The sequence below is a fragment of the Kribbella pratensis genome (genome assembly GCF_004365355.1).
GTDB lineage: Bacteria > Actinomycetota > Actinomycetes > Propionibacteriales > Kribbellaceae > Kribbella.
The window spans coordinates 321749-338651 of the sequence record NZ_SODP01000003.1; the positions used below are offsets into that span (position 1 = coordinate 321749).

The window sequence follows — 16903 nt, forward strand, 5'->3', positions numbered from 1 at the left end:
GGGTTCGCGGATAGGGTCGTGGCCAAAGCGATATCGGCTCGTCACCTGACCGGTTCGACAGGTGCGTCCGGCATCGAATTCCACCGGTGGAATTGCGGTGCAGATCACACTTCGGCTCGGGAGGGCGAGATGCGGTTCGGTCTGGTGGGGACGGGCGGGTGGGCGGCGCGGACGCACGCTCCGGGGCTCGCGGCGGCGGCCGGGGTCGACCTGGCCGGCGTCTGGGGCCGGCACCCGGAGAAAACGGCCGCCTTCGCGGGTGAGTTCGCGCTGGCGGCGTACGACGACTACGCGGAGTTACTCGAGTCCGTCGACGCGCTGGCGTTCGCCGTACCGCCGCGGGTTCAGGCGTCGATGGCGCTCGAAGCGGCGGCCGTCGGGAAGCATCTGCTGCTCGACAAGCCGGTCTCCGACTCGCTGGACGACGCCCGCGCGCTGGTCGAGGAGGCCGAGGACGAGGGCATCGCGTCGGTCGTGTTCCTCACCCAGCGGTTCGAGCCGCCGATGCGCGAGTTCTTCGCCGGTCTGGCGGCCACCGGCGGCTGGAAGGGTGGCTGGAGCCGGATGCTCGCCTCGCTGGACGCGCCGGGCAACCGCTACGCGAACTCGATCTGGCGGCGTGAGCAGTGGGGGTCGCTCTGGGATGTCGGCCCGCATGCTCTGTCCAACCTGGCAGCGATGCTTGGTCCGATCGGTGAGCTCACGGCTGTCGGTGGCGACGACGGCCTGATCCACATGGTCCTCACCCACGAGTCCGGCGCGACCAGCACAGCCAGCATCACCCTGCTCGCCCCACCGGCCGGCAGCAACTTCGAGACCGGAGTCTGGGGCGAGTCGGGTACGGCGCTGCTCCCGGAGCGCACGACCCCGGCCGCGGACGCACTCCGGCTCGCCGCGGAGGAGCTGGTCGTGGCCGCCGAGTCAGGCGAGCCCCACCCGACCGACGTGGCCTTCGGGACCCGCATCGTCGAGCTACTGGCTTCTGCGCAGAAGCAGCTCAGCGCAGGGCGATGACCGTGCCTGAGCCGGACGTGAGGACCAGGTTGCCGACCGCACGCGGATCCCGATTGCAGGAGATGCCGGTAGGCAGGCGGACCTGACGGAAGCCGGTCTGGCTGATCACGTTCGCGATGCATCCGGTCGCGCCGCGGCTCAACGAGATGACGCGGCCGTCCGCGGTCACCGTGACCTTCACGCGGGGGCTGACGGGTGCCTGGGTCTGCCAGGCGGTCAGGCCGGTGTTGGCGTCGATCGCGGTGACGATGCTCTTGCGGTTCTCCAGGCTGCTCGGGCCTGGGCAGTCAACGACGATCAGGTACTTCCCCGCAGCGTTCAGCAGTGTCCGGCACGACCAGGTCCTCGGCACTTCCCAGCGCCACCGGACGTCGCCGGTCCGCGGCTCGATCGCCGTCAATGCGGCTGGTACGTCGGAGTCGCCGCCGGGCTCGGCTACGACAACCAGACCGGCGACCACGACAGGTCGCCGGTAGGTGTCCGACGTCTTCGTCCACAGCTTCTTGCCGGACTGGACGTCCAGCGCAGCCATCTCGTCAGGACGGTCGTCGCAGGTGTGACTGACGAACGTCACCACCGTCTCGGCCGTGGCGATCGCGCCCAGGTCGGTGCAGTCGCCGGAATCGTAGGTCCAGCGTTCGTGGCCACTCGGGTCCACGCCGTGCAGCTTGCCGGAGCGTTCGCCGGTCAGGAGCGGCTGGGACTGCTGGATGTACCGGTCCCTCGTCCGACCGGGCCAAGCCGCCTTGCGCTGGCCCGTGTTCGCGTCGAGCAGTAGATAGCCGACGTCGGCGAACTGGGCGAGGACGTAGTCGCCGTTGCCGGTCGCAGCGATGACTGGTTTCTCGTCGGAGTCGGATCGGCTGTAGCGCCAACGTAGTTCACCGGTGGCTGCATCGAGCATCTCGACCACGCCGCTCGGACGGGGGATCGCGAGGCCGTAGCGGGTGCCGATTGCTTCTTCCGCACCGGTGCCGGCAACCGACCCGCTGACCCACGCCACGCTGCCGTCGAGGACGGACGGCGTTGCCTTGCCCGCTTGGCCTGGTGTTCCTTCGACCCGCTCGTTCGAGCCGAGCACATAGCCGCGCGACAGCGGCTGGATGATCAGCAACAGCGTGAGCGCGACTGCGGCCGGTGCTGCGAGCCAGGCGAGTTGCTGGCCCAGATTGCGCGCCGGGAGGAACCGGGCCGTCCTGGTGCGGAGCAGCGAGGCCACCAGGGCAGCAGCGCCGGCGATCAGCAGCAGGAGCAGTGCGGAGATCATCAACGGGACGCGCAGGCCGACACCGACGGCGACGTTCGTCCGAGGTACCTGCGCCCAGGCGACGAGCAGTCCGGTCACCGCGATCGCCAGTACGGCGCCGGCGATCAAGCGGGCGCGCTGACTGGCGCTACGGGCGCAGCGGAACAGGATCGGTGCGCTGAAGAACGACAGGACGGCCAGCGCGATAGGTGGCCAGCCGGGTTCGTCCTGTGCTGCTGGGGTTTGCCATGACGCGCCAGAGGCGGCGATGGCGACTACCGCGGCAGCGATCGCGGTGAAGGTAGCCGTTGCGGTCAAAGCGGCCTGTTGCCACCCACGCCAGGGGGCGGGGAGTTCGCTGTCCAGTCCGGCCAGCTCTGACTCGAGGTTGACGCGGGCGACCGGTCCGAGCCGTTGGCGGGCCAGTTGCGTGCGGTAGAGGTGGCCGTCGAGCAGTTCGCGTACTTCGTCGTACCGGTGCTCGAGTGCGGCCTTGCGATCGCTGGCATCCCGGCGTACCTCGGCGGTGTGGACGGCGTACCGGCTGGGGTCGGAGGCGAGGATCGCGTTGACGGCATCGAGCAGCACGTCGCCGTTCGCGTCGCGGCGGGGCGGCGCGTAGGCGTCCGGTGGTGGTGCGGCGAGGTCACCGGTCAGACGGATTAGGCGTGAGACCTCTGCGATCCGGATCGGCGGTACGCCGTACTGCGGGAGGAGCTGCTCGGCCAGACGGGCTGAGGCTTCAGCGTCCTCGGATGGCGTGCCGCCCGGCTCGTGGACCGCGCGGTGGAACCAGGCCGCGAGCCGGACGCTCGTCGGGTCGGTCGAGAGCTGGATGAACGAGTCCAGCGCGGTGAGGACGATGGCGAGGTACTGGTCGCGGTACGCGCGGCGGTTGCGTTCGACGTACCGCGCGACGAGCTCGTCCGCGAGCGAGGCAGACCCAGGCACCAGGTCAGCCCACCGCGCCCGTAGCTCCACCACTGCTTCAGTTTGCCAGCAGCACCTCTACAACCAGCCCTCGATCACCCCACCGGCACCTTGCGGTTGGCGTGCAGGTTCACCGGTTGTGTGCAGGCGGTTACTGCTTGGCGGACAGGATGCCTGTGAGCAGGCCCGGGTAGAGGGCCTCGAGGTCCTCGCGGCGCAGGACGCTGATCCGGCGGGTGCCGTCGGTGTGGGTGGAGAGCACGCCGGCCTCGCGGAGCGTCTTGAGGTGGTGGGCGCGGGTGGATGCGGTGACCGGCAGCTCGATGTCGCCGCAGCAGACACCTGCCGGGTTGTCGGCCAATGCACGGACGATCGTGAGCCGGACAGGCTCGCCCAGTGCCTGGAGAACCGCTTCGACGCGGATCTCGTCCCGCTCCGGCTGCGGGAGAACCTTAGAACTCATCGACGCCCTCCGCTTCGCTCCGGGCGCCGACGAGGCACGGGGTGGCTGTGCTTGTAGATGAACTCGCTGCGCTCGTTCATGGTGTCCATAGTACGACGCCGGTCGAAGTTCGACGAGGATCGTAGTACGATGATGATCGAACTAGTGAACCTCTTACCGGAAGGCCTTCGATGTCCGCACGGATCTACCTGCTCGGCGCCGGTGCGTTCGCGGTCGGCACCAGCGCGTACGTCGTGTCCGGTGTGCTCCCCGACGTGAGCTCCGAGCTGCATGTCTCGCTGACTGCCGCGGGCCAGCTCGCCACCGCGTTCTCCCTGTCTTATGCGATCGGTGCGCCGATCCTCTCCACGCTGACCGGCCGGTGGGAGCGCCGTACGCTCCTCATCGCCGCACTGGTCCTGGCCGCGCTCGGCAACCTGGTCGCCGCGCTGGCCGTCAACTACCCGATCCTGATCGCCGGCCGGGTCGTGGCCGCGTTCGGCGCCGCCATGTACACCCCGGCAGCCACTCTGTTCGCCACGAGTTTGCTGCGACCGGAGGAGCGCGGTAGAGCAGTCGCCATCGTCTTCGGCGGTCTGACCTTCGCGCTGGTGCTCGGCGTACCTGCTGGGACGCTGCTCGGCCCGAGCCTTGGCTACAAGGGCGTCTTCGCTCTGATCACCGCAGTCGCCGTACTGGTCGCTATCGCCGAGCGGGCCGCGCTGCCCACGGTCGACGCACCACCGGCGGTCAGTCTGCGCGAACGCTTCGCCGGTGTGACCGATCGGCGCGTGCAGATCATCCTGGCGATCACAGTCCTCGCAGTGCTCGCGGCGTTCAGCGTGTACATCTACATCGTCCCGCTGCTGAAGCACACCGCCGGTCTGAGCGGCAGTGTCACCGGTCTGCTCCTTCTGCTGTACGGCGTGGGCGCGGTCGTCGGCAACTTCCTCGGCGGGCGGGTCACGGACCGCTTCGGCAGTCTCCGTACTCTCGCCGTCCTGATGATCGGCATCACCGCCGTCCTCGCGACGCTCGACGTCACGCTGACGACCGAGGTGGGTGCCGGTGCCGCACTAGTGGTGTGGGGCATGCTGACCTGGGCCTTCAACCCGCCGATCCAGAACCTGTTGCTCGAGCTCGGCGGCGGCCTGCTGATCTCGCTCAACGCGTCCGCCATCTACCTGGGAGCCGGACTGTCGGCCGTGGTCGGCGGACTGGTTATCCAGTCATTCGGCGTCGGCTATCTGCCGGTGCTGGCCAGCGCACTGTCGCTGGTCGTGCTCGGCCTGGTCTACGCGCTGTGGCGTGACTCTGCGCTTCAGCGGGTCGAGGAGCTCGAGCGCGAGGAAGACATCTTCCTCACAGCCACAGCTGACTGAGGAGGCCCTGCGGTAGGGCAGGCTTCTGCCCATGCGTCTGCTTGCCGGTGTGCTGTTGCTCGCCTCCACTCTGACGGGCTCCAGCGATCCGGCGGCAGTGGTCGACGGCTGGAAGACCTCACCGGTGTACGTCGATCCGACACAGCGATCGCTGGTGTCGGACAAGGACGCCGCCGCGCTGGCTGACCGGGTGAACGGGCACGACCCTGCGATTCGCATCGCGGTCGTGCCCGCTGCCGTACTCGGGGCCGGCGACCAGAGCGCGGCCGCCCATACGTACGTCGACCAGCTGGTGGATCGTCAGCAGGCGGACGGCATCTATCTGGTGGTGTTCGGCGGCGCGATCAGCTGGGGGAGTGCGGTCGGCATCGACACTCCGATCGCGGAGATCCTCACCGACGAGCTGGGCAAGCACAGCCGCTCCGATCCGGTCGGCACGCTCAACGGTGTGCTCGACCAGCTCGACGTACCGAAGACGTCGTCAGGCCCAGGATGGTTATGGGCTGGGGCGGGCGTCCTGGTGCTGCTCCTGGCTGCTCTGTTCCTCGCTCGCTCGATACGTGCGCTGTCGCGCAGGAAGGACGAAGGACCCGCGCTCTACCGGCCGTCGTACGAGGTGTTGCCCGACGAGGTGGACACCGTCGACGAGCGGCGTTCGACTGCCCGCGAGGACGTCACGCGGTTCGGTGAGGAACTGGATGCGGCGGACGTGCGTCTGGACGGCCATGACATCACTGACACTGCGGCAGATGTGCAGGCGGCGATGGATGCGTACGCCGACGCCGGTCGCGTTGTCGACGGAGAGCCTGACGACGACAAGCTGCGCGAAGTCCGGGCCACGGTCGAGTACGGGCGCTGGAGACTGGCCTGTGCGCAGGCGAAGGTCGCCGGCACACCCGCTCCGGCACGCAGAGCCGCGTGCTTCTTCGACCCCAGCCACGGCACGTCCTTGACCGACTGGATGTACACGCCGGCCGGCGGCAAGCCACGGGAAGTCCCGGTCTGTACTGCCTGCCGCGACCGCCTCTCGGGAGGATCACGATGAAACGTCTGCTCGGTGCGTTCGCCATCATCGCTCTATCGGCCCTGCCCGCGTTGCCGGCGCATGCGGCCACAGACCCAGACGCGTACATGAACACCGTTGCCAGTCACCTGGGCGACGCCGGTGTCTGGGTCGACCCGGACGTGAAAGAGCTGACCAGCAGTGAGGTCGCGGAGCTCGACGCCGCTGCCAAGCAGGCGTCCGCTCCGATCCGGATCGCTGTCATCCCTGCGTCGAAGATCAACACGTCTGACAGCGGGTACTACGTGAACCTCGCCTGGGAGGGTGAGGAGATCGCGGACCAGCTGTACGACCGCGTCGGCGTCGAGGGCGTGTACGGCGTACTCGTCGATGCGAACTCGGAGTCCCAGGGACGCGGGTTCCACGCCGTACAGCGGGCCGACCACGGACCGACGTACTTCGTCGGCGACGCCGTGGACCAGGCGGTCGACTGCTGTGCGCCGGACTACGAGCCGATGCTGGAGAAGTTCATCGAGCGGGCTCAGGTGATCAACAAGCCGTTCTACGTCGATGCCGCGCCGTACGCCGGTGGCCTGGCCGGGGTGATCGGGCTCTGGTACGGCCTGACCGCGTGGGGTGCTCGCAGGACCCGGCGGAAGGACGAGAAGGCTCACCTCGACGTCAGCAAGCCGCTGCTGGACGAGGAGATCATCGCGCTGTCGCAACAGGTCTCCGCGCTGCCGACTGTGTCCGACCCGCAGCAGTCCAAGCTGTCGAAGGACGTGCTCGACACGGTCGAGAAAGCGCGGCATCGGCTGGACGAAGCGAAGGGCGACAAGGACATCGAGGCAGTCACGACACTGCTCGGCTCCGCCCGCTACGGACTGGCGTGCCTGGACGCGGTCCGGGGCGGCAAGCCGATCCCGGAGCCGACAGCACCATGCTTCTTCGACCCACGGCACGGACCGAGCACCGACCAGATCGAGTGGAAGCCCGAGGAAGGGGCCGCACGTGCGGTTGACGTCTGCGCCGCCTGCAAACAGCGTGACGCGGCCGGTGACGAGCCCCAGATCCGCATGGTGAAGGGCTGGCAGCTCTCGACGCCCTACTGGGAGCACGCCGAAGACCTCGCCGCGTACGTCGACGGCTACTGGTCGCAGGGCGACGGGCGGGTGTGGTGGTTCCCGGACTCCGACTTCCGCCGCCGCAGCGAGGAGATGCGGTCCCGCTGGCGGTCCCGTCGGCCAGGTGCACGCTTCAGCCGCTTCAGCTCGGACGTCGGCAGCTCCGTCGGCGACTGGGCAGCCTCGTCGAGCAGCAGTTCGGGCGATGACAGCGGGAACAGTTGGTACAGCGGTTCGAGCCGGCGAAGCTCCTTCTCGTCGCGGACGCGCTCGAGCGGTGGCGGCTCGTCCCGGCGCTCGTCGCGCCGGTCGGGTGGATCCCGCGGGTTCTAAATATGCGCAGTTAGGACTGCCGGCAGGTCTTCGTTGTGGACCACGACGAGTGAGGTGACGGCGCGGGTCAGGCAGACGTAGAGCCGACGGAGACCGGTCCGCTCGTCGGCCTCACCGGCCACGATGCCGGCCGGCTCCACCAGCACTACGTGGTCGAACTCCAGACCCTTGGCGAGTGACGCCGGTACGACGTCCAGGTGCGCGTCGACGTCGTCTTCGTCGCCAAGGACCGAGAACGCGATGCCGTGCAGTGCCTTCCGGGTCGCTGCCACCAGCGCGTCCGGAACGATCAGTCCGATCGAGCCCGGACGCTCGGACACCTCACGGACGGCGGTGACCGCGGCGGCGAGGCTGTCCGGTACGCGCGAGATCGTGAGCTCACCACGCGCCCGTCGTACGGCCGTCGGGGGCTTGAGGTGTGGTGCGATTGTCGGGAGGAGGCGGGCGGCGTACTCGATGACCTGGCCGGGGACGCGGAAGCCCGCGGTCAGCTCCTCGGTGTGGGCGCCCGTCTTGCCCAGATGCTTCAACGCTTCGTCCCAGGACGGCGTGGCCCACGGTGTGGTGCCCTGAGCGATGTCACCGAGGACTGTCATCGAGCCGGTCGAGCAGCGTCGTCCGACCGCTCGCAGCTGCATAGCGGACAGGTCCTGTGCCTCGTCCAGTACGACGTGGCCGAGTGACGGCGTGCGGTCGACCAGATCGGCGATCTCGTCGATCAGCGTCGCGTCGGCGACGGACCACTTGGCCGCGCCGGCGGACCGCGGGACCTTGTCCCAGATCAGCATCGCCTGCTCGTCCGGGGTGAGGATGCCGTCGGCGTGCTCGGCCAGCAGCTCTGGGTCGGTGAAGAGGCGGAACAGCAGCTTCGCCGGGTCTACGGCCGGCCAGAGCGCCTCGGCGTACTGCTTGACCGGTCGGCTCCGCGCGACCGAGTCCTGGACGCGGTCGTCGGGCGAATCGCCCGCGGCCTCCATCCGCAGCAGGACCGCATGGGCGAGCCGCTGGGGCAGCATCGCCCGGCCCGCGCCGTACCGGATGCCGCGGTTGCGCAGCTCGGTGATCAGCTCCTCGGCCTGGTACGCCGCGACGCGCCAGCGGTGTGCTCCACGCGGCACTACCAGCGGCTCCTTGGGCAGGTTGACGTTCGACCAGACGGCCCGGTGCAGTACTTCGGCCATCCGTGCGTCGCCCTTGAGTACGTCGACCAGCGCCGGCCCCGGTCCGGCGATCTTCACCCGCGCGACCAGCTCCTCGACGGTGGTCTGCTTCGCCTCAATTTCACCCAGTGCGGGGAGGACGTCGCCGATGTAGCGCAGGAAGCTCGCGTTCGGGCCGACCACGAGCACACCGGCCCGGCTGAGCTGGTCCCGGTACGCATAGAGCAGGTACGCCGCTCTGTGCAGCCCGACCGCTGTCTTACCGGTGCCGGGCGCCCCCTGCACGCAAATGGTGTCGTCGACGCCGGCCCGGACGATCACGTCCTGCTCCGGCTGGATGGTCGCCACGATGTCACGCATCGGGCCGGAACGCGGCCGCTCGATCTCAGCGTCCAGGATGTTGCTGTGCTGCTCGGTCGGAGCAGTGCTGGTCAGGTCCTCGTCCTCGAACGCCGTCATCTCGCCGTGCGTGAAGCCGAACCGCCGGCGTACCCCCACGCCCATCGGCTCGGTCTTGCTGGCCCGGTAGAACGGCACCGAGATGTCTGCTCGCCAGTCCACGACGAGCGGCTCGCCCAGCGCGTCGTTCACATGCCGGCGGCCGATGTGGAAGGTCTCATCGGTCGGCTCGAGGTAGTCGAGCCGCCCGAAGAACAGCGGTACGTCCGGGTCGTCCTCCAGCTCTTTCATCCGCCGGTAGATGGCGGCCTTCAGGAACTCCTGGTTGACCCGGTCGGCGCTGTGGATCTCCAGTGCGCCGGTCTTGTCCCGCATCACGGCCAGCGCGGCCCGGGAGTTCTTGAGGTAGTCCTTCTCGGCCTGGAGGGTGTCGGACGTATCGGGGGGCATGCTGAAACCTCCGGCAGCAGTGGGGGAGCCCAGTTACGTTACTTGAGCACCTTCCGTGGTGGTACCGAATTACGCGAGTGCGGCTTGTCGGCGTGCAGGCCGGACCGGAGCAGGAACGGCAGGCTGGCTGCCAGCAGTAGGAGGGCGACGATGCCGTCCAGCCAGTAGTGGTTGCCGGTCATCACGACCACGCCGAACGTGATGATCGGGTGCAGCAGCCACAGCCAGCGCCAGCGCGACCTGGTGATCAGGATCATCGAGAGGGCGATCAGAGCCGCCCAGCCGACGTGCAGACTCGGCATCGCGGCGAACTGGTTCGCCGGCCCGCCGGTGTGTTCCGGGCCGTAGACGGACTGACCGAACCGCAGCCCGGTGTCGACGAAGCCCGGCATCATCCGCGGCGGCGCGAGCGGGAACGCGATGTGACCGATCAGTGCGAGTCCGGTCAGCGACACCATCGTCCACCGGACATGCGAGTAGGCCTTCGGGCGCCAGATGCTCAGCCAGAGCAGTACGGCGGCAGTCAGCGGCGCATGCACGCTCGCGTAGTACAGGTTGGCGCCTTCGACCAGGTGAGGGAACTGGAGCGCCCAGTGCTGGATCGTGGCCTCGTTCGGCAGGTGCAGCCAGTTCTGGAACGACAACACCTCGTGTGCATGGCCGAACGCGGAGCCGGTATGCCGGGCCGCGATCTGCCGCCCCGCACTGTAGACGAGGAAGAGGGTGGCCAACAGGACTGCTTCCCGTACCACCCTCCAGAAAACCTGGACCCCTCGTTGCTGCTGTTCCCCACCCTGCCCCACCCGCTCCAGCGCTTCGATCCCCATACTTTTCGACGGTACCTGGCGTTCCCACAGGGTTTGCCCAGGCGCAACCCTGGCGTTGCCCTGGGCAACCCCCGAAACGTGCTTTGAGACGGAGCTGTGATCAGCCCTTGACAGCTCCGGTGAGAACGCCCTTCGCGAAGTGGCGCTGCAGGAACGGGTAGATGACCAGGATCGGCACAATCGAGACGACCAGGATCGCCATCTGGATCGAGGCCTGCGGCGGAAGCAGTTCGGTGCCCAGCTCGGCACTACCCAGTTGGGTGTCGTTGATGACGTAGGTCCGCAGCACCAGCTGCAACGGCCAGAGCTTGGAGTCGTTGAGGTAGAGCAGTGCGGAGAAGAACGCGTTCCAGTACGCCACTGCGTAGAACAGGCCGATCACGGACAGCACTGCCTTCGACAGCGGCAGCACGATGTATGTGAACGTCTTGAGCTCACCCGCGCCGTCGATCCGGGCGCTCTCGGTGATCTCGTTCGGCAGGTTCATGAAGAACGCCCGCAGGACGACGACGTTGAACGCGCTGATCATCGTCGGCACGATCAAGGCCCAGATGCTGTCCAGCAGCCCGACGCCCTTCACGGTCAGGTACGTCGGGATGATGCCCGGCGAGAACAGCATGCTGAACAGCACAATCAGCAGGATCGGCCGCCCGGCCGTGAACGCGGGCCGCGCCAGCGCGTACGCGAGCAGACACGACACGGTCAGACTGAGCAGCGTGCCGACGACGGTGACGAAGATGCTGACGAACAGCGCCTGGGTCACCACGCCGCCGGCGAACAGCGATTCGTACGCCGCGAAGTTCACCGACTTCGGCAACAGCACCAGGCCGCCGGACTCGTTGATCTGCTTGTTCGGCGCCACGCTGGTCGAGATCACGCCGACGAACGGGATGATCACGACCGCGCAGAAGACCAGCAGCACGAGACCCTTGAAGATCCGCATCGGCCAGCCGGGCATCGGCACGCCCTGGACGATCTTGGTACTCATCGCTGGTACACCCCTTGCTCGCCGAAGATGTGCGCGACCTTGTTCGCGGTGAGGACGAGGACGACGCCGACGACGCCCTTGACCAGTCCGACCGCGGCCGCGACACCCCAGGCGCCACCGAGTACGCCGTTGTTGTAGACGTACGTGTCCAGTACTTCGCTGACGTCCCGGCCGACCGCTTGTTGCTGCAAGATGATCTGCTCGAACCCGACGGTCAGCGAGTCACCGAGCCGCAGGATGAACAGCAGGATGATGATCCCGCGCAGTCCGGGCAGCGTGACGTGCCACAGCTGTTTCATCCGGCTCGCGCCGTCCACACTCGCCGCCTCGTACAACTGCGAGTCGATCTGCGACAGCGCGGCCAGGAACAGGATGGTCGCCCACCCGGTGTCCTTCCAGATGATCTGCGACGTCAGCAGCACGTGGAACAGCTCGGAGTTCCCGATGATGTTGATCGTGGCCAGGTCGTGGGAGCGCAGGTAGTTGTTCAGCAACCCGCTGCCGCCGAGCATCTGCTGGAAGAGCGCGACCACGATCACCCAGGACATGAAGTGCGGCAGGTAGAGGATGCTCTGCGCGATCCGTTTGATCCGCTCGGAGAACAGCGAGTTCAGCAGCAGCGCGAGCAGGATCGGCGCCGGGAACACGAAGATCGACTGCAGGCAGGTGAGGATCAGCGTGTTCTTCAGCGCCCGCAGGAACGCCGGGTCGCCGTTGAAGATCACGCTGAAGTTCTCCCAGCCCGACCAGTCGCTGCTGGTGATGCCGAGGAACGGTTGGTAGTCCTTGAACGCGATCACGTTGCCCAGCAGCGGCACGTAGTGGAAGACGATGATCAGCGCGCAGCCGGGCAGTGCGAACAGCAGCAGGACGCGGTCGCGCAGCAGCCGCCGGCCGAGGCTCAGCTGCTGCTGCGGGCCCGTCTTGGATCGTTGCAGCATTACTTCCCGCCTGTCGCGGTGAAGGCGTCCTGCAGCTCGCCGCGGATCTTCTCACCGCCCGAGGACAGGAAGGTCTTGACCGCGGGCGCCCACTCCGACACCTGCTTCTTGCCCTGCACGATCTGGTTCTCCAGGTCGGTCAGTACGCCGGTCAGCTGACCCCACTGCTTCGACATCGTCTCGGAGTACAGGCCGTACGACGCGTCGTACAGCAGCCGGTCCGCGATCTTCTGCTGGATCTTGTGCTGGTTCTGCGGTACGTCGGGCTTGCCGGCCCAGTAGAGCGCCAGCGTCGAGTCGGAGATGTACTGCAGGCCGATACCCGTCTCCACGACACCGGTCTTGGTCGGGACCGGGTCGGTGCCCTGCAGGGTGTAGTGCCGGCCCGCCACGCCGTATTTGCGGAACAGGTACTCCTCCGTGCCGAACGGTGCGGCCATCCAGTTCGCCACCTTGAGCAGCGTCTCGACGGAGTGCTTGGTGGACTTGTTGAACGCGGTGACGTTGTTCAGCGCCGCACCCATCCACACCTTGCCGTCACCACTGCTGAAGCCCGGTACGTCGAGCATGTTGACGCCGAACGCGTCGCCCGCGGTGTTGTCGGAGTAGTACTGGTTCCAGGCCACGAAGCTGTCGTAGTCGAACGCCGCGGTGCCGCCGTTGAACCACTGCTTGCGGGCCGCCGCCTTGGCGCTGAACGTGTCCGGGTTGATCACGCCGGCGGCCACCATCTTGCGGGCCGCCTCGAGCGCGTCCTCGTTGCCGTCCGCCTCGAATACCGAGGTGAACTTGCCGCCCTCCTGCTTCCAGTTGTTCGGCAGCCCGAGCATCATCCGGATGTACGACGTGGGCACCCGCGTCCACGCCCAGCGGTTCTCCTTCGCGGCCGTCATCTCCTTGCAGATGTCGAAGAACTCCTCGAAGTTCTTCGGCGCCGGGTCCTTGATGCCCTTCGCGGCGAGCAGGTCGGTGCGGTACAGCGGCAGCGACGTACGGGACATACCGCGCGGCACCGGGACGCCGTAGATCGCGCCGTTGAAGACGCAGCCCTTCCAGAACTCGGTCGGGATGTTCGCCAGGAACGGGTACTTCTTCACCGCGTCGCCGGACAGGTGCTCGGTCAGGTCCATCGCCTTGGCCTTGAGCAGTCCGGGGATCTGCGGCGTGCCCGGCGGGACGTTGAGGATGTCCGGCAGGTCGCCGCCGGCGATCCGGGTGGCGAACTTGTCGTTGTACTCGTCGTTCGACGCCATGCTGATCTGCAGCTCGGAGCCGAGCCGCTTGTTCAGCTCCTGCCAGAACTGGTTCTTGTCGACCGACGGCGGGATCGCGCCCGGGATGTTGGTCATGAACGTGATCGGCTTGCCGTCGCCGGGCACCTCGGAGATCGCCTTCACCGGGTTGGCCGGGTACTTCAGGAACCCGTCCAGCACCACGTCGGTGCCGGGCAGATCCGGCTTGATCTCGCCGTACTTCGTGTAGGTCGGGAGCTTCACCGCCGAGTTGGCGGCCGCGGTGTTCTTCTTGTCCGACGCGCACCCCGCCAGCAGCGGCGTACCGGTGACCGCGACAGCGGCGGCGGCCAGGCCACCGCCGAGGAAAGATCTTCTGCTGACTGGCATTGGGCCTCACTTCCATCGGAGGGCCACACCATGACATAGTACGTCCTATGTCTTCAAGAGTCGGCGCGATGGAAATCGTCTTCGACCCCGCCGGGAGCGGCTATCACACGTTCCGGATCCCGTCCGTGGTCGCGCGGGATTCACTCCTGCTCGCGTTCTGCGAGGGACGGCTGCACGGGTCCGGCGACGCGGGGGAGATCGAGATCGTCCTGCGGCGTTCGCTGGACGGCGGGCAGACCTGGCTGCCCACGCAGGTGGTGTCGGCGAAGGCCGGCAAGACCTGTGGCAATCCGGTGCCCCTGTCCGACCCCGTGTCCGGCGATGTCGTCCTGGTGACGGTGGAGAACGGCGCGGACGCTGTCGAGATGTCGCTGGCTCGTGGCACCGATCCGGAGTCTGGGCGGCGTGTGTTCGTGCAGCGGTCGTCGGACGACGGCGCGACCTGGAGTCCGGCGGCGGAGATCACGTCGCAGGTGAAGCCGGCGGACTGGGGCTGGTACGCGACCGGGCCGTGTCACGGGATCACGCTGCGCTCGGGGCGTCTCGTCGTACCGGCCAACCACTCGTACGTGCCGTCGGAACCGGTGGAGGATCTGATCCGGCTCAACGGCGGACACTGCATCTACAGCGATGACGGTGGTGTGAACTGGTCCGTCGGCTTCGTCGATCGCAACGACGGCGCGGAGATCAACGCCAACGAGACCACTGTCGCCGAGCTGCCCGACGGACGGCTCTACTTCAACGCCCGCAACCACCAGGGCACCGGACCCGCCCGCGTCCACGCCTGGTCGTCCGACAGCGGTCAGACCCTCGATGCGCCGTACGCCGGGATTCCCGAGATCACCGCACCGGGTATCCAGGGCAGCGTGCTGTGCCTGCCGGACGGACGGTTGCTGCTGTCGACTCCGGTGAACCCGTCTTCGCGGCGGGAGCTGACCGTCTTCGTGTCCGAGGACTCCGGTGCGTCGTGGCAGCTGGCTCTGGTCGTGCACGAGGGCATGGCCGGCTACTCCGATCTCGTGCTGCTGCCGGACGGCTCGGTCGGCATCTTCTACGAGGCCGGTGAGACGTCCTCGTTCGCGACCCTGCGCTTTGCCACATTCGCCCTTTGAGGTTGGGAGACCCCTTGACCGCATCCGCCCGTCTGACCGGCGTCGTACCGCCGCTCGTCACTCCGCTCACCCCGTCGTACGACGTCGACACCGCATCGCTGGCGCGGCTGATCCAGTACCAGCTGGCCGGGGGTGTGAACGGGGTGTTCGTGCTCGGCACCTCCGGTGAGGGCACGTTCCTGACCGACGAGCAGCGGCAGGTCGTGCTGGAGACGACTGTGGCGGAGGTGGCCGGACAAGTGCCGGTGCTGGCCGGCGTCATCGACACGTCAACCAACCGCGTCGCCGCGCACGTCTCCGCCGCTCTGAAGGCAGGTGTCGACGCACTGGTCGCCACAGCGCCCTTCTACGCAGCCACACATCGCGCCGAGATCGAACGCCACTTCGCTCGTCTCGCGGCTCTGGCAGGAGACACCCCGCTCTACGCGTACGACATCCCGTCCCGGGTCGGCACCAAGCTCCCCGCCTCCGTTGTCATGGCTCTGGGCGAGCAGGGCGTGATTGCCGGAGTCAAGGATTCGTCCGGCCAGGAGACGTCGTTGCGTGAGCTGGTGCTGTCCCGCCGCGAGAAGCAGCTGGACGACTTCGCGATCATGACCGGCTCCGAGGTGACGGTCGACTCCGCACTGGCCTTCGGCGTGGACGGCGTCGTACCGGGCCTGGGCAACGTGGACCCGGCCGGCTACGTCCGGCTGTTCAAGGCGGCTGTCGGTGGTGACGCGGCGGCTGCCCGGGCCGAGCAGGACCGTCTGTTCCGCCTCTTCGACATCATCAACGTCGCGGACCGGAAGCGAATGGGCGCGAGCTCGGCCGCACTGGGAGCGTTCAAGGCCGGCCTGCACCTGCTCGGCGTGATCGACTGCCCGGTGACGGCGTACCCCTGCATCCCTTTGAACGACACGGAGATCGCCGCGCTCCGGCCGCTCCTGGACCGCGCCGGATTACACTGAGCGGTTTGAGGGGGTGTCTGATGGCTCCACGCCTACTGCGGGGCACTCGGCACGGCACCTCGCCGCACGGGTGCAAAGGCCACGATGAACCCCGCATCGAGGCCTTCGCCCCCGCGCGCCGATGCACCGCACCGAGCACCTCCTCGCTACGGCGTGGAACCATCAGACACCCCCGAACCAAGGGAGGCCGGCAGTGACGACGGGTGGGCTCAGCCGGGCACGCGGTGCGGCAGGGAACCAGTCCTTCATCCGGGATGCGATGAAGTCGTACATCCTGGAGCGTGGGCTGAAGGCGGGTGACCCGCTGCCCAACGAGCAGGAGCTGATGGCGCAGCTCGGCGTCGGCCGGCACCCGCTGCGCGAGGCGATGAAGGCACTGCAGGCTGTCGGGATCATCGAGATCCGGCACGGGTACGGGACGTACGTCGGCGAGGTGAACCTGCAGTCGCTCGAGGACGGGCTGGCCTTCCGCATGTCACAGTCGATGGCCGGCGACCTCCGCGACGTACAGAACGTGCTGGAGGTCCGCCAGGCCATCGAGGTCGGCCTGGCGGACGACGTGGTCGCACACTTCAAGCAGTACGGGTACGACGCGTTGGAGCCGATCGTCCAGCGCATGGAGGCCAAGGCCGCCGAGGGCCAGTACTTCCCCGACGAGGACTGGGCCTTCCACCAGGCGCTCTATGAGCCGCTGGGGAACGCCTTGGTCATCGACCTACTGTCGGTCTTCTGGCGCACGTTCGCCCAGGTCGACGCCCGCCTCCCCGGCGCCCGCTACACCCCCGCGGACGCCGCAGCCTGGCACCGAGACCTGCTCAACGCCTTGGAGTCCGCCAACCCAGACACCTACGCCCACTCGATGAAAAGCCACTTCAACGGAATCCACACGCGCCTAGGCGAATAGTCCGTCAGGGAAAGAGAAAGACAAACAGAGAAAAGAAGAGATTTAGAGTGGTGGCTGCCTTCGGCGGTTGGCCGGA

14 protein-coding genes are annotated in these 16903 nt (G+C 67.6%); 7 read left to right on the forward strand and 7 right to left on the reverse strand.

Features of this window, described 5'->3' with window-relative positions:
- Positions 1–129 precede the first annotated feature (129 nt).
- Positions 130–1014, forward strand: a complete 885-nt coding sequence (locus tag EV653_RS29305; RefSeq protein ID WP_134107452.1) for a Gfo/Idh/MocA family protein — start codon at positions 130–132, stop codon at positions 1012–1014.
- Here EV653_RS29305 and EV653_RS29310 read toward each other — a convergent pair.
- Complete coding sequence (locus tag EV653_RS29310) at positions 998–3244, reverse strand: outer membrane protein assembly factor BamB family protein (protein ID WP_134107454.1); 2247 nt, start codon at positions 3242–3244, stop codon at positions 998–1000. The genes EV653_RS29305 and EV653_RS29310 overlap by 17 nt on opposite strands.
- Before the next feature lie 97 nt (positions 3245–3341).
- Entirely contained in the window at positions 3342–3653 is a 312-nt protein-coding gene (locus EV653_RS29315) for an ArsR/SmtB family transcription factor (RefSeq protein WP_134107456.1), read from the reverse strand.
- 170 nt (positions 3654–3823) lie between these two features.
- Here EV653_RS29315 and EV653_RS29320 point away from each other — a divergent pair, with 170 nt between their 5' ends.
- Genes EV653_RS29320 through EV653_RS29330 form a run of 3 tightly spaced genes read left to right on the forward strand, consistent with a single transcriptional unit; the run spans position 3824 to position 7474 of the window.
- Positions 3824–5014: an MFS transporter gene (locus tag EV653_RS29320; RefSeq protein WP_134107458.1), complete on the forward strand. Its 1191-nt coding sequence runs from the start codon at positions 3824–3826 to the stop codon at positions 5012–5014.
- Positions 5015–5045: 31 nt separating this feature from the next.
- Positions 5046–6059: a hypothetical protein gene (locus tag EV653_RS29325; protein WP_134107460.1), complete on the forward strand. Its 1014-nt coding sequence runs from the start codon at positions 5046–5048 to the stop codon at positions 6057–6059.
- Complete coding sequence (locus tag EV653_RS29330; protein ID WP_134107462.1) at positions 6056–7474, forward strand: hypothetical protein; 1419 nt, start codon at positions 6056–6058, stop codon at positions 7472–7474. Before EV653_RS29325 ends, EV653_RS29330 begins: the two co-directional genes overlap by 4 nt.
- Here EV653_RS29330 and EV653_RS29335 read toward each other — a convergent pair.
- The 5 genes from EV653_RS29335 to EV653_RS29355 form a co-directional block, all read right to left on the reverse strand.
- Positions 7471–9483 (reverse strand): HelD family protein, encoded by a 2013-nt coding sequence (locus EV653_RS29335; RefSeq protein WP_134107464.1) that lies wholly within the window; start codon positions 9481–9483, stop codon positions 7471–7473. The two genes, EV653_RS29330 and EV653_RS29335, sit on opposite strands and share 4 nt — an antisense overlap.
- A 38-nt stretch (positions 9484–9521) precedes the next feature.
- A complete protein-coding gene (locus tag EV653_RS29340; RefSeq protein WP_238160519.1) occupies positions 9522–10214 on the reverse strand; it encodes a phosphatase PAP2 family protein in 693 nt (230 codons plus the stop codon).
- A 196-nt stretch (positions 10215–10410) separates the two neighbouring features.
- On the reverse strand, positions 10411–11298 hold the full coding sequence (locus EV653_RS29345) for a carbohydrate ABC transporter permease (protein ID WP_134107468.1): 888 nt from the start codon (positions 11296–11298) through the stop codon (positions 10411–10413).
- Positions 11295–12239, reverse strand: coding sequence for an ABC transporter permease subunit (locus tag EV653_RS29350; RefSeq protein WP_134107470.1), 945 nt, complete (start codon positions 12237–12239; stop codon positions 11295–11297). The genes EV653_RS29345 and EV653_RS29350 overlap by 4 nt, the downstream gene beginning before the upstream one ends.
- Positions 12239–13861, reverse strand: a complete 1623-nt coding sequence (locus tag EV653_RS29355) for an extracellular solute-binding protein (protein ID WP_134107472.1) — start codon at positions 13859–13861, stop codon at positions 12239–12241. The genes EV653_RS29350 and EV653_RS29355 overlap by 1 nt, the downstream gene beginning before the upstream one ends.
- A gap of 47 nt (positions 13862–13908) precedes the next feature.
- Between EV653_RS29355 and EV653_RS29360 the strand changes: the two genes are divergently transcribed.
- The 3 genes from EV653_RS29360 to EV653_RS29370 all read left to right on the forward strand — a co-directional run bounded on the left by EV653_RS29360 (position 13909) and on the right by EV653_RS29370 (position 16827).
- Positions 13909–14973 carry a sialidase family protein gene (locus tag EV653_RS29360; RefSeq protein WP_134107474.1) on the forward strand — a complete coding sequence of 355 codons (1065 nt, stop codon included), beginning with the start codon at positions 13909–13911 and terminating at the stop codon, positions 14971–14973.
- Positions 14974–14987: 14 nt separating this feature from the next.
- Positions 14988–15923, forward strand: a complete 936-nt coding sequence (locus EV653_RS29365; RefSeq protein WP_134107476.1) for a dihydrodipicolinate synthase family protein — start codon at positions 14988–14990, stop codon at positions 15921–15923.
- A gap of 193 nt (positions 15924–16116) precedes the next feature.
- Positions 16117–16827: a FadR/GntR family transcriptional regulator gene (locus EV653_RS29370; RefSeq protein WP_238160520.1), complete on the forward strand. Its 711-nt coding sequence runs from the start codon at positions 16117–16119 to the stop codon at positions 16825–16827.
- The last annotated feature ends 76 nt before the right edge of the window (positions 16828–16903 follow it).